Below are 13,665 nucleotides of genomic sequence, written 5' to 3'. Positions count from 1 at the left end.
GTTCCTGCGCGGACGCAGGACCACGTGGGTTTTTTCGGCGGCCGTGCAGAAACCCTTGAGCGCAACCTTGTCGGTAGTAACCAGAAGTTCACGATCCGATAGGCCAAAGTTCTCGCCGAACGGCTCAGGCGGGCCGGAATCCGTTCACCGCCATGACGCCGGCGTTCCCGAGACTGGCATTCCCCATCCATCGACAGGAGTGCCCTCCCATGAAAGGCCTGCGCCATCCCCGCAACGACCGGACGCTGAACCCGTCCGGCAACCCGAGCATCCACGACGTGATCGACGCCGTGGACGCAGGCCGCCGCCGTTTCGTGCAAGGCGTCACGGCCTCGGCCAGCCTGGCCACCGCCGGCGGCCTCACCCTGTCGGGCCTCGTGCAGACCGTCCAGGCGGCCCCCGTGCCCGCCGGCCAGGGTTTTCCCGGCATCGGTTTCGAAAGCATCCCGGCCGCACTGGCCCCGCTGCCCGACGCCGTGCGTGTGCCGGCCGGCTACACCGTGGAGGCGTTCGTCGCCTGGGGCGACCCGATCGTCGCCGGCGGCGTGGCCTTCGCCCCGGACGCGAGCAACACCGCCACGGAACAGGCCCGCCAGTTCGGCGCGCACTGCGACGGCATGTACCTGTTCCCGTTCACCGGCGCGGGTGGCCAGGCCACGCCCGACCGCGGCGTGCTGGTCGTGAACAACGAGTACACGCACGAGGAGATCCTGTTCCCGGACGGCCAGGTCGGCGCCTCGGGCTACGGCATCGCCAAGACGCGCAAGTCGCAGGCCGCCCACGGCGTTTCCGTCGTGGAGGCTCGCCGCCTGAACGGCCGCTGGACGGCCGTCAAGAATTCCCCGTACGGCCGCCGCATCACCGCGAACACGCCGATGCGCATCGCGGGCCCGGCCGCCGGCCACGCCCTGCTGCAGACGGTCGAGTACGCCATCACCGACGCCGGCTCGTCGGCCACCGGCCTCACCACCGACGGCCGCGTGGCCCAGGGCACCATCAACAACTGCGGCAACGGCGTCACGCCGTGGGGCACCTTCCTCACCTGCGAGGAAAACTGGAACGGCAACTTCGGCAGCACCGCCGCGCTGCCGTCGGCCACGTCCGGCGACACGGGCAAGCTCTACAACCGCTACGGCGTGACCGCCTCCGGCAACGGCTACCGCTGGCACACCACCGACCCGCGCTTCGACCTGTCCACCAACCCGAACGAGACCAACCTCTTCGGCTGGATCGTCGAGATCGACCCGTACGACCCGAAGAGCAAGCCCGTCAAGCGCACCGCCCTCGGCCGCTTCAAGCACGAGAGCGCGCAGTACGTGGTGGACGCCGCGAACCGCCTGGGCGTCTACATGGGCGACGACGAGCGCAACGAGTACATCTACAAGTTCGTGGCCGCGGGCGCCTTCGACCCGCTGAACCGCGCCGCCAACCGCGACCTGCTCGACACCGGCGTGCTGTACGTGGCCCGCTTCGACGCCGACCTCACCGGCCGCTGGATCCCGCTGCTGCCGGAGACCCTCGGCACCGACGGCGTCGCGCTGCGCCACAACCCCAACTTCGCCGGCGCCGACGACGCCGAGGTGCTCGCGAAGATCCTGATCAAGGCCCGCATGGCCGGCGACGCCGTGGGCGCCACGATGATGGACCGCCCCGAGTGGACGGGCGCCCGCCCGCGCATCGGCGGCTACCAGCAGGTCGAGCTGTACTGCACGCTGACCAACAACAACCGCCGCGGCTCGACGCCGGTCACCGCGACCACGCCCGCCGCGAACGCGGCCGACGGCAGCACCACCGCCGGCAGCGCCCGCCCGGCGGTCGACGCCGCGAACCCGCGCGCGAACAACCTGTACGGCCACGTCATCCGCTGGCGCGAGAACGGCGCCAGCGTGCTGGCCACCACGTTCACGTGGGACATCTTCGTGCAGGCCGGCGACAGCGCCACGACGAAGACGCCGAAGTCCCAGTACGAAGGCAACATCGTCGACACGCCGGCCGGCAGCGCCGACTTCGGCGCCCCGGACGGCCTGTGGTTCGATCCGTTCGGCCGCCTGTGGGTGCAGACGGACCAGGCCGGCAACGCCCAGGGCGACTGGGTCAACATCGGTGCCAACTGCATGGTCTGCGCCGACCCGAACACGGGCGAGGCCCGCCGCTTCCTCACCGCCCCGCCGAACGCCGAGGTCACCGGCATCGCGATGTCGGCCGACGGCCGCGCGCTCTTCGTCGGCATCCAGCACCCCGGCGAAGACGCCCCCGCCAGCAACCCGCAGCAGACCTCGTCCTGGCCCGCCAGCCAGTGGCCGCTGCGCGCGGACGGTGTGACGCCCCTGCCCTTCGGCCGTCCGCGCTCGTCGGTGGTGGTCATCACCAAGGACGACGGCGGAATCATCGGCACCTGAGCTCCGGCACGACTCCCGCGGCCGCGACAGCGGCCGCCCCTTCCAGAAAGCCCTCCATGAAGCACTTCCTGAACCTGACCCTCGCGGCGGCCCTGATGGCCGCCGGTGCCGCGAACGCGGCCTCCATCACCAGCACCACCGGCATCGCGACGCCGTCGAAGGTCATCACCTTCGACGGCTACGACGGCTTCATCACCGTCGGCCCGGAAAACGTGGGCGCCGAAACGGGCGACACCGTGCTCTTCACGTCCACGCCGTTCGCCGAACTGGGCGCCTACGAACGCGACCTGGGCACCAACGGCCTGTGGGGCGTGGGCGAGAAGTTCGTCGCGAGCGACTTCGTCACGGCCCGCGGCGAGCTGGGCTTCAGCTTCGCGAACCCGGTGGCCGCCGTCGGCGCGTTCTTCAACCAGCTGCAGCAGGCCGCGGTCGGCAACACCATCCGCCTGATCGCGTACGACCAGTGGGGCAACGACCTCGAGTCGTTCACCTACTCGATCGACACCGACGCCTTCGGCTACAACGAAGGCCAGTTCCTCGGCTTCTCGCGCGCCACGGCCGACATCTACGGCTTCGGCATCGCCGACGGCACGTTCGTGCTGGACAACCTGACGTATGCCGTGGCCGCGGTGCCTGAGCCGGAGTCGATCGCGCTGCTGTTCGCCGGGCTGGGCATCATCGGCGCGGCGGCGCGCCGCGCCGGCCGCCGCGAGGGCTGAAGAGGTTCGTCATCCCGGCGAACGCCCATTGCTGTCCGGGGAAAATCGAGGCATCGACTGATTGACCCGCTCTGAAGCGGACTGCAACGAAGCTGCCGGTCTCCCGACTCGATCGCGCCGCAAAGAACAAAACTGTCGTCCCGGCGCAGGCCGGGACCCTGGACCTGGCGCGCGAACACAGCGTCATCGCAGAACCCGATGCCACCGCGCGCAGGCGCCAGCGCCTGCGCTCAGCAGGATGTTCCGCCCTGCGCGGAACGACGCGAGTGGCTCGATTGAACCGAGCGCTCGCGAAGGCAGACCCCGCCAGTCAGAGCCTGGCGAGAAGTCCTGGCGTCATCGAGTTCTCGGCGTTCGACGCGCGAGTCCCGCGGAGCAGGAGCAGCAGAGCCGCATAAGCCGAAGCTGGTGTTCAGGTGCTTTGTTGGTTACTTATTTGCACCAGCAAATAAGTGACTCGCCCGCCGGGGCGAACTCCCGGCGCGGTCTCACTCACGAGGGGGACGGTGGCGCGCGCAGCCGGCACGGCTGATGGAGCATGGCCGTCCTCGCTTCGGGCCAGGCCCAGGGTCCCGGCCTGCGCCGGGACGACAACTTGCCTTTGCAACGCGATCGAGTCGGCAGATCGGCAAGTCCGCTGCATGCAGCTTCCGATCGGGTCAGTCCCCTGGCGCTTCGATTTTCCCCGGACAGCAGTGGGCGAACGCCGGGATCCACTGCGGCGAGGCGGCCCCGGCGTTCGCCGGGGTGACGGACAAGGCAAAACGCCACCCGCTTTCGCGGGTGGCGTTTGTCCTTGGGGCGAGGTGATTCAGCCCCGGCGGCGACGAGCCCGCAACCCCAACACCATCAGCCCCGGCACCAGCAGCGCCAGCGCGCCCGGCTCCGGCACGGCCGACACCGACACCGCATCGACCGCGAGCGTCGAGGTCACGCTGTAGTCGTTGACGTCGACGACGCCGAACACCACGTCGTGCACGCCGCTGCCCGAGAACGTGTGCGTGAAGTTCGCCCAGCCCGTGCGGAAGTCGTTGCCGTACGTGCCCGGCAGGCCCGCGTCGGGCGACGAGGCCAGCTTGAACAGCACGCCGTCGATCGCGACGAACGCGAAGTCGGCGCCGCTGTCGCGCGTGCCGAAGTCCCACTGGAAGGTCAGCACGTCACCGGCATTCGCGGTGAACGACTGGCGGGCGGCCGAGCCCTCGAAGGCCTGGATGGCCTCGGCCGGGTTCGGGTCCAGCGCGCCGAGCGCGAGGCCCGCGAAGGCCTCGACCCCGCCCGGCACACCCACTTCCGCCGCGGCGGAGCCGGACCGGTTGAGCGCGCCCGCGGCGAGCGGGAAGTCGTCGTCGAAGTCGACCGACGCGGTGGTCAGCCACAGCTGCGACAGGCCCTGGGTGCCGCCGGCGAGCACGGAGGCGTCGCCCAGCACGGACCAGCCCGACAGGCCGGACTCGAAGCCGCCGTTGGTGACCTGGGCCTGCGCGGCCACCGGCATCGCGGCGGCCAGCACGGAAAGAACGGAGAACAGAGTTTTCATGGAAGTTCCTGCTTAGAAATCACGGCCGCCGAGCAGCTGGGCCGGGGCCACCTGGCGCAGCGTGACGAGGGTGCGGGGCGCGGTGCCGCTGGCGCCCACCTGCACGGCGGTGCCGGCGGACGTGGCGACGAGGCGGATCACGCCGTCGGCCAGCGCGTCGCTGCCCGAGTAACCCACCGAAGCGAGCACGCCCGACAGGTCGAGGCGGTCGGTGCCCGGCACGAAGTCGGTGATGGTGTCGCCCGCATCGCGCATCGAGCGGTACACGAACACGTCGCGGCCGGCGCCACCGGTCAGCGTGTCGGCGCCTTCGCCACCGGCGATCACGTCGTCACCCGGGGTGCCGGTGATCGTGTCGCGGCCCGACGTGCCCTCGATCGCCTTGACCAGGTCGAGGCCGATCACGACCGGGTCGTGGTCCGACGAGCGGAAGGCGTTCGGCTGGTACAGGTCCTGCGGCTTGAACTCGAGGTTGTAGTCGATGACGAACGGCTCGTCGGCGTTGACGTGCCACTCGGCCGCCCCCACCACCTTCGCGTTCAGCGACGGGGTGGCCAGCGCGTTGTCGAGGCGGCCGGCGGCGCCGTCGAACACGTACGAGTAGGCCTGCGGGTCGAAGCGGCCCACCACGTCGACGTAGCCGCCCTGGGTCACGAGGTCGTGGATCGGGTCTTCCTGCGCATACGCGTTGAAGTCACCGACCAGCAGCACGTTCGGCGTGGGCAGGCCGGCGGCGAAGCTGCGCAGCGCCTGCGCCTGAGACACGCGGCGGGCGTTGAAGCAGCCCTGCAGGTCGCCCTGGTCGGCGTCCGCGCCGGAGGCGCCCGTGCAGCCCTTCGACTTGAAGTGGTTCACGACCACCGCGAAACGCTCGCCGTTGGCGGCCTCGAACACCTGCGCGAACGGCGGACGGTTGTGGATGGCCGACGGGTCGCTGATCGACGCGACCGGACGCGACAGGCGCGCGGGCTTGTAGATCATCGCGACCTTGATCGCATCGGTGCCGGTGCCCGTGGACGGGTCCGGCACGGCGGCGTACTGGACCGAGCCGAGGCGCGCGTTCAGCGCGGCCACGAGGTTGTTCACCGCGGTGGCGCCGTTGTTCTGGATCTCCATCAGGCCAACCACGTCGGCGTCGATGGCGGCGAGGCTCTCGACGATCTTCGTGCGCTGGCGCGTGAACTCGGCGGTGCTGTTGGCGCCGCGGCAGTCGTCGGCCGAGTTGCTCGGCGGGCAGACGTTGCTGCCGTCGTTCAGCGTGGTGAAATAGTTCAGCACGTTCGCGCCGGCCACCTTCACGTTGCCCCCCACCACCGGGGCCACGAGCGGGCGCGGGGCCGTGCGCGTGATCTCCGGGGCCACCGTCGGGTGGATCTTGTAGTCGCCGAAGCCCGTGTTGTTGTTGGTCGCCAGGCCGTAGTCGATCACGCCGGTGATGTCGCCCACGGTGTCGCCCGCGCGCACGGTGCCGTCCACGCCGATGTAGGGGATCGGGTTCGGGTTCTGCAGCGAGCTGCCGTCGTCGAGCAGGATGCGGCGGCGCTTGTTGTCGGCGTCCACCGCCTGGGCCGCGGCGCCGGGCCGGGCCACGTTCGTGGGCGTCGGCAGGCGGCCGCCGGCCGACAGCGTCAGCTGGCCGTAGCGGCCGAGGAAGTAGTTCTGCGAGACGGTGAGCGGGCCGGGGATCGTGACCAGCATGCCTTCGTGGCGCTCGAGGTCGTCGTTCTGCACCTCGGGCAGCGTGACCAGCACCGGGGCGGGAATGGCGGCCGTGCCCAACACGGTGAGGCCGGAGACGTTGGTCAGTTCGGTGACCGTGTGCGACGCGGTGTCGGCGTTGCTGGCGGCGCCGGTGTTGTACTCGGTCACCGTGCCGGTGAGGCGCACGCTCTGGCCGGCCTGGACGGTGGGCGTGGTGCTGGTGAAGACCAGGATGCCGTCGGAGGTCAGCGGGTCGTTGTCACCCACCGGGTCCTGCAGGAAGAAGCCGTTGTTGAGCACCTTCGTCACGACCCCCTGGGTCGTCACGGTCGTGCCCACGCGCGGGCTGGTGGCGCCCGGGCCCTGGATCGCCGGGATCGACGTGATGCCGCCGACGTCGATCGACAGCGTGCACGAGGCCGTCTGGGCCTCGTTGTTGCTCCACAGCAGCGGCACGAGGTACGAGCCCGGTGCGACGCTCGCGGCCACGTTGAAGGTGGCCGTGGCGGTGCCGCCGTCGGCGGAGGCGGGCACCACCCCCGTCAGCGTGATGCCGGCCGGCAGCGAGGCGGTGGCCACGACCGACGTGACGACGCTGTCGGTGTCGCTGGCGCGGGCCTGCGCCGAGCCGGCGGTGCCGGCGCTCAGCGTGACCGCCGAACACACCGGCACGATCGGGGCGTTCAGCGGCGGCGTGCCGCCGCAGGTGTTGAGCGCCGTGGCCGCGTTGCGTGGGGTCGGCGTGCCGGAGGCGAAGTCGTTGCCGTTCTGGTCGGTGTCGGTGCAACCGGCCGCCTTGCGCAGCACCGCGGTGCTGTTCGTGGTGCCCGGGGCGGCCGCGGCGCCCTCGAAGAAGTTGGCGGTGCCGTAGCCCACGACATCGACCACGGTGGAACCCGTGGGATTGGAGCCGCTCAGGGCGTTGGTGGACGACACGAGCGCCACCTTCGCGGCGGTGCCGCTCATCAGGGTGGTGCCGGTGGTGTCGGGCGTGGGCAGCGACACGGTGCCGCCGGTGCCGTCGGCCTGCTTCACGAGGTGGTACTGGCCCGGGGCGAGCGTCACGGCCGACAGCGGCGTGACGATCCACGACGTGCCGGCGGAACTGGCGTACTGCACCGACCAGCCGGCGAGGCTGACGGGCGCGGTGCCGGCGTTGAAGAGTTCGATGAAGTCGGAGCGCAGCGTGGCGCCGCTGTTGCCGCCGCCGCCATAGATCTGGCTGAGGACCACGCCTTGCGTCGAGGCGAGCACACACGGGCCGAACAGGGTGCCGGCGACCAGCGCGGCAAGGGGTTTGAGCTTCATTGTGGTTCCGGGGGATGGAGGAAGGCCGCAGCAGGATGCCGACGGGCGGTGACCCGGCCATGTCTCGACATGGCACCCCCATGAGCCGACCGGATCCCCCCGTCCGAAGGGGAGGGTCGGCTTCGTTCGGACTACGAAACGGATGCCCTCCCATGACGGCGCGTCACGTGCGCCACCTAGTCTTGTCCGTTCCCGTCATGGATCGCCTTGTTTGCGTCGGGCAAATGACAAGCGAACCATGCCACCACAGGAGCAGATCCCATGACCCTCGCGTTTCACACCCGCTGGCTGGCCCGCACGGCCATCGTCACGGCCGCCGTCGCCGCCCTGCCCGCCGCCCAGGCGGCCACCGTCACCCTCGCCGGCGAACATTTCGACCTCGTCTACGACGACACGCTCGTCGGGCTGTTCGGCACGCCCACGCTGTCGGGCACCAGCCTGTTCTTCACGCCGGCCGCGTTCGTGACGCAGACGCTCAACGGCGCCGGACTCGGCGAGGCCAGCGCCAGCCTGAACTTCCGGGTGCTGCCGCATGCGGACTGGACGCTCGACGGCGTGAGCGTGCTCGAGCGCGGCAGCTACCTGCTGCGCGGCGCCGACAGCTTCGTCTCGGCTTCGGGGCTGCTGCGGGTGTTCGGCGTGGCCGACCCGTCGTCGGAACAGGTCGCCGCGCTGCAGGCCACCGCGCCGTTCGGCCTCGCCAACGGCGTGGCCCAGGCCTGGACCGCCACGGCCGCCCTCGCCTTCGGCGGCACGCCGCTCGACGGCAGCCTCGGCTACCACGTGTCGTTCGGCAACCTGCTGGAGTCGTACACGGAGTCGTCGGCCACGGGCCCGCGCCGCGCGTACATCGACACGGGCTTCGCGATGATCGACTTCGCGGTGTCGCCGGTGCCGGAACCCGCAGCGCCGATGCTGATGCTGGCGGGCGCGGCCGTGGCCGGGCTGGTGGGGCGCCGCCGCCGCGGATGAAGAACGGAGAGCCTCCGCGCTCTCCCAAACAAGGCGTCATCCCGGCCTGCGCCCATTGCTGTCCGGGGAAAAGCGAGACGACCTCAAAACACTCGTCATCCCGGCGAAGGCCGGGACCCACTGGGGGCGTTGAGCGTGCGTGGCATCGAGTGATCTGGCGTGGAGTTTTCTCTTCGGGAGAGGCCGCGCCGGGTCTCGGCCCGGCAGCCGACCCACTTTCTCACGCGAGACAGTGGGCAAAGAGCGCCCCCGATCCGGCGGTCCTGCCCGGCTGCGCCGGTCAGGACTGCTCTGCGGTGCTCGCGGCTTGGGGCTTCGCCCACAACTCGCCCTGACGGGCTCAAACAAGTGGGAGGTCAGCGCCTCGCGGTTGCGCCACGCGTGTTGCAGGTCGAGGCCCAGCACGCGGCGTGCGCCGGCGTCCAGCAGCTTGGCCGGGCCGGTCGCGGTGGGCGTGGCGCGCGAGAACTCGACGGCCACGCCATCGTCTTCGGCGAAGTGGTAGCCGTACGGGGTCGCGTCGGGCGCCTCGCCCGCGTCGAAGCGGCGGCGCCAGGCGGTGAACCCCGCGGGCTACGCCGCGCCCGCACGCACCGCACCGACGCTGCGGTCGACGGCCATCGAGCAGTGCGCGGTGGCGATGGGCAAGCCGGTGCCGAGCGATCCGCCCGCATCGACGCCCACGACGGTGGACACCGGCGGCAGCGGTGGCGGTGCGGCGGAACTCCCGGACCTGCTCGCGCTGCTGGGGCTGCTGGGCCTGCTGTGCGTCAGGCACCTGCGCCGGCGCTGAGACGGCGCCGGACCTAAGAAGGGTCGGAGCGGGCCGGCTGCGGCCGGTTGCACTCGGGGTGGTCGCGGAAGCGCGACTGCAGGCAGACCCGGGCCTCGCACAGGGCCTTGCCCACCACGCGGCGGCCGGCGCACAGCGACGACGGTGTCTCCTCCACCACACGTTCGCGGTGCGGCGCCACGGGCGGCGCGGTTTCCGCGGCCTGCAGGCGCGGCTCCCGGCCGAGCGGCGTTTCCACCGGCGGGCCGGGGGGCAGGAGCTTCACCTCGGGCAGCGCCGGAGTCACCGCCGCGGCGGCGGTGTCGGCAGGTGTCCGTGCCGTGTGCCAGGTGCCGCCGGCGATGAGGGCCAGCGCCAGCGCGGCCGCGGCCCAGGGGCCGGCACGGCGCACGCGCGACCGGCGGACCGGCTGGGGCGTGGGCACCTGCACCGTGGGCTGCCAGGCGCCGGGGCTCGGCGCGGACGGGGGATCGACCGCGAGCACCCGCGGCGTCGAGGGCGGCGGCACGACGATGCCGTCGAGCGCGTCGCGCAGTTCCTTCACGCTCTGCGGGCGTTCGTCGGGCACCACGGCCAGCATCCAGTCGATGGCGGCCAGCACCGCACGGTCCAGCAGCGGCCAGTCGCCCGCGGGCGCCCGGGCCAGCACCGGCATCGCGTCGCGCACCGCCCGCACGGCGGCCGGCGGCGGCATCTGCCCGGTCACGAGGTGGTGCGCCACGGCGCCCAGCGCGTAGAGGTCGGTCCACGGGCCCTGGCGCATGCCTGGCACGTCGCCGTACTGCTCGACCGGTGCGAAGCTCGGCTTGAGCACCGCGGTGAGGGTCTGCGTGCGGTCGCCGATCACGCGGCGCGCGGCGCCGAAGTCGAGCAGCACCGGGCGGCCGCCGGGAAGCAGGAGGATGTTGTCGGGCGAGATGTCGCGGTGGTACACGTCGGCCCGGTGCAGCAGGTCGAGCGCGTCGAGCAGCGGGTCGAGGAACGCGCGCAGGCGGGCGGTGTCGAGCGGCCCCTGCGACACGAAACGCTTGTGGCTGGCCACGTGGCCGTCGTAGTACGGCATCGCCATGTAGGCCGTGCCGTTCGTTTCCCAGAACCGGTGCACCTTCACGAGCGACGGATGGTCGAACCGCGCGAGCAACTGGGCCTCGTTGACGAAGGACCGCAGGCCGGCCTCGAAGGTGTCGCGGTGCGACGGCGAGCGCAGCGTGATCCGGCCGTCGGCCCCCCGGCCCGCGAGCACGGTGGGCAGGTATTCCTTCACCGCGACCTGGCGCAGCAGCACCTGGTCCACCGCGAGGTAGACGATGCCGAACCCGCCGACCCCCAGCACCCGCTCGACGATGAACTCACCGACGCGCGCGCCGGGTTTCAGCGCGTCGAGGCTGTCGGGGGAGGGGGAAGGCGCACCGGGCGCGTCGGAACGGGACATGGGAAACCAAAGCGGCCCGCCGGGGGCGGGCCTGCCAGTATCGGGCCGAACGCCCCGCTTCCCGCCGACACCCCCACTGCCGTCAGGCGTGGGCGTGACTTGCTGCGCACCGTCCGGGGGTCAGGGCACCGACACCAGCACCGACGACGACGCGACCACGGCGCCCGCCCGGTCCTCGCCCTGGGCCACCAGGCGGTAGAGGCCGGGCGGCACGGCCGGCGCCACGAGTTCGGTGGTGAACCCGGGCGCTGCCGCGATCCCCTCCACGGAACGGCCACCGAGGGCCCCACGAAGCAGGAACCGCACGCGCTGGATCGGGCTGTCCGGATCGACGTCGGCCACCGCCGGCAGGCGCAGCCCCCGGCCGCGGCGGGCCTCCGCGAGGTTCCACGACGGGCCGGGTTCCACGATGCGCAGCGGCTGCGCCGTGGTGGCGGGCGCCATCGTGATGCGCCAGCCGCCCATCACCCCTCGCTCCTTCGTGTCCGGGCGGGTCCATTCGAGCGGCACCGTCACCGTGTGGGTGGCGTCGGCGGACAGGTTCACCTCCACCCGGGCCAGCACCGGCACGCCCGGCACGAGCAACAGTCCCTCGGCCCCCCGCGTTCGCACCGCATCACCTGCCGGGCCCGTCACGAGGTCGTAGCGCGCGGGGCCGGCCTCGCCACACCCGGTGGGTGCCGCGTGCAGCATCAGCTCGACCTGGGCCACCAGGCGCCGTGCGCGGCCCGCAGCCACAGGCGCGGGATCGCTGCGCAGCAGCGCCGCCACGCGCGGGCCGTCGGGGCAGGCCACCGGCGACAGCCGCACCTCGCCGCCGCCGAGGGCGGCCAGCGGCACGCGGTAGGACACCTCGCCCGCGGTGCCGGTGAGCGTGGACGCCGGGGTCCACGGCGCGGCTGCCGAGTCCCGGTGCAGGACGGGGTAGCGCCGCCCCGGCCGCAACGACCGCGTGGACAGCACGGCAGTGTCGCCCTCCGTCGTCCATTTCGGACGGTCGGCGAACGGGCGCGCGAGCGGCTCGCCCACGAACAGGCCCTGCCCCGGGTGCTGCACCGATTTCCAGTACGCCTCGATCAGCGTCGCGCCCCGCACGTAGTGGTCGGCCAGCACCGAGACCTTCGGGAACTTCTCGGCGATGGCGAAGGGTTCCTCGACCGTGCCGTAGCTGCCGGTGAGCCCGGCCCTCAGCCATTCGAGCGCGGTGGTCTGCTGCGTGGCGCTGCCGAGCACGCCGCCCGACGACGTGAGGCTGTCGCCCGCCGCGCCGGGACGGTAGGTGTTCGTCGCGAGGTCGGGCGTGCGCGGCAGGCCCGTGAAGTAGAAGAGCACGCCGGAGCGGTTCGTCAGCGCGTCACCACCGCCCTTGCGGTGGTCCACCAGTTCGAAGTGCACGCCGGGGGTGCCGGCCGCCTTCAGGAAGTCGGGCCAGCGCAGGCTGCGCACGCGGTCGGACGTGTGCACCAGGTAGCCGTCGCCGGGGGGCCGCGTGCCGTCGGCGCGCACCCCGCGGTCGATCAGCACGCGGGCCTCGGCCAGGGTCTCCGCGCCGAGCATCATCGACGGGCGGATCTGCAGGTCGTCCCACGGGCGTGTGGAATCGCTGTCGAAGTACGGGGACACCAGCGGCCCCGCGCGGTCGCCCACGGCGCAGCGCCGGTCGTCGTAGCCGAACGCGAACGCGCTCGTGATCGACATCGCGCACGCACCGGCCACGCGCGACGGATGCACCCACGTCAGCAGCGTGGCCTGCACGCGCGCGGGCAACTCCGCGTCGAGGCGGGCCTTCAGCGCGGCGAAGTCGGCCGCGGGAACCGTGGTGCCCGACTTCGGCACCGGCAGTCGCACGACGTTGGCCTCGGGAATGCCGCGGGCCTCGCGGTAGTGGCGGGCGATGGCCTCGGAGACCGGGTCGCCCTCGCGCACGACGATGCCCAGTTCGTCGGGCTGGATCGACGACCGCGGGACCTGCAGCACGGGACCGCCCCACGCCAGGCCCGCCGCGGCCAGCCCGATGACGACCGCGACGAGGCGTCTCACGGTTCGGCCACCACCACCTCGAGGCCGCGGCGGCGCCAGCCCGCCAGCACCGCCTTCGGTGCCGCGGTGGAGACGACCACCGTGGAGGCTTCGGCCAGTGGCGCGACGACGTGCGGCGAGGCCACGCCGATCTTCTCGGACGACGCGAGCACCACCGTCTCCGCGGCCGCGCCCATCAGCGCCCGCTTGATGGCGGCCTCCTCCGCATCGCCGGTGGACAACCCCGCCTTCTCGTGCACGCCGGTGACCCCGAGAAAGTACGTGTCGGCATGCACCCGCGCGATGCCTTCCATCGCGATGGCGCCCACGTTGACGACGGAATGGCGGAACAGCCGGCCGCCGATCATCACGACCTCGATGCCCGGGAACGCGACCAGCTCCACCGCCACCGACGGGCTGTGCGTGACGACCGTGGCCCGCAGCGTGGGCGACAGCGCCCGCGCCATCTGCACGGCGGTGGTGCCGCCGTCGATCAGCACGACCTGCCCCGGCAGCACGAGCTTCGCCGCGGCCCGCCCGATGGCGGCCTTCTCGTCGGTGGCCACCGACTGCCGCCCCGCGAAGTCGGCGAGCGCGGCCGACACCGGCAGCGCGCCGCCGTGCACGCGCTGCAGCAGGCCGTCGGCCGCGAGCTCGCGCAGGTCGCGCCGGATGGTGTCCTCGGACAGGCCCAGCAGGTCGCTCTGGTCCTTCGCGACGATGCGGCCGTCGCGGGCGAGCACGGTCAGCAGGTGGTCCTTGCGTTGGCGGGTCAGCATGGG

General features: G+C 72.1%; 9 protein-coding genes. 4 read left to right on the top strand and 5 right to left on the bottom strand.

Annotation, left to right across the window (positions count from 1 at the left end; translation table 11 throughout):
- The first annotated feature begins 209 nt into the window (after window positions 1-209).
- Complete coding sequence (locus A4W93_RS11525) at window positions 210-2,399, top strand: PhoX family protein (protein WP_085750738.1); 2,190 nt, start codon at window positions 210-212, stop codon at window positions 2,397-2,399.
- A gap of 56 nt (window positions 2,400-2,455) precedes the next feature.
- Window positions 2,456-3,118 carry a PEP-CTERM sorting domain-containing protein gene (locus A4W93_RS11520; protein ID WP_085750737.1) on the top strand — a complete coding sequence of 221 codons (663 nt, stop codon included), beginning with the start codon at window positions 2,456-2,458 and terminating at the stop codon, window positions 3,116-3,118.
- Between the two features lie 811 nt (window positions 3,119-3,929).
- On the opposite strand, the gene A4W93_RS11515 is transcribed toward A4W93_RS11520, so the two are convergent.
- Both A4W93_RS11515 and A4W93_RS11510 read right to left on the bottom strand, forming a co-directional pair.
- Complete coding sequence (locus tag A4W93_RS11515; RefSeq protein WP_157131636.1) at window positions 3,930-4,658, bottom strand: PEP-CTERM sorting domain-containing protein; 729 nt, start codon at window positions 4,656-4,658, stop codon at window positions 3,930-3,932.
- Window positions 4,659-4,670: 12 nt separating this feature from the next.
- Entirely contained in the window at window positions 4,671-7,667 is a 2,997-nt protein-coding gene (locus A4W93_RS11510) for an ExeM/NucH family extracellular endonuclease (protein WP_085750735.1), read from the bottom strand.
- 261 nt (window positions 7,668-7,928) lie between these two features.
- On the opposite strand from A4W93_RS11510, the gene A4W93_RS11505 reads away from it, so the two are divergent.
- Both A4W93_RS11505 and A4W93_RS11500 read left to right on the top strand, forming a co-directional pair.
- Window positions 7,929-8,639 (top strand): PEP-CTERM sorting domain-containing protein, encoded by a 711-nt coding sequence (locus A4W93_RS11505; protein ID WP_085750734.1) that lies wholly within the window; start codon window positions 7,929-7,931, stop codon window positions 8,637-8,639.
- 559 nt (window positions 8,640-9,198) lie between these two features.
- Window positions 9,199-9,432 (top strand): hypothetical protein, encoded by a 234-nt coding sequence (locus A4W93_RS11500; protein WP_085750733.1) that lies wholly within the window; start codon window positions 9,199-9,201, stop codon window positions 9,430-9,432.
- A 13-nt stretch (window positions 9,433-9,445) separates the two neighbouring features.
- Here A4W93_RS11500 and A4W93_RS11495 read toward each other — a convergent pair whose 3' ends face one another.
- The 3 genes from A4W93_RS11495 to A4W93_RS11485 form a co-directional block, all read right to left on the bottom strand.
- A complete protein-coding gene (locus A4W93_RS11495) occupies window positions 9,446-10,864 on the bottom strand; it encodes a serine/threonine protein kinase (RefSeq protein WP_085750732.1) in 1,419 nt (472 codons plus the stop codon).
- 120 nt (window positions 10,865-10,984) lie between these two features.
- Window positions 10,985-12,904, bottom strand: coding sequence for a TIGR03790 family protein (locus tag A4W93_RS11490; RefSeq protein WP_157782146.1), 1,920 nt, complete (start codon window positions 12,902-12,904; stop codon window positions 10,985-10,987).
- Window positions 12,901-13,662 carry a DeoR/GlpR family DNA-binding transcription regulator gene (locus A4W93_RS11485; protein WP_085750730.1) on the bottom strand — a complete coding sequence of 254 codons (762 nt, stop codon included), beginning with the start codon at window positions 13,660-13,662 and terminating at the stop codon, window positions 12,901-12,903. Before A4W93_RS11485 ends, A4W93_RS11490 begins: the two co-directional genes overlap by 4 nt.
- Between the last annotated feature and the right edge of the window lie 3 nt (window positions 13,663-13,665).

The sequence above is a fragment of the Piscinibacter gummiphilus genome (genome assembly GCF_002116905.1).
In the GTDB taxonomy this organism is placed as follows: domain Bacteria; phylum Pseudomonadota; class Gammaproteobacteria; order Burkholderiales; family Burkholderiaceae_C; genus Rhizobacter; species Rhizobacter gummiphilus.
This window is presented reverse-complemented; position numbering and strand designations above follow the sequence as displayed.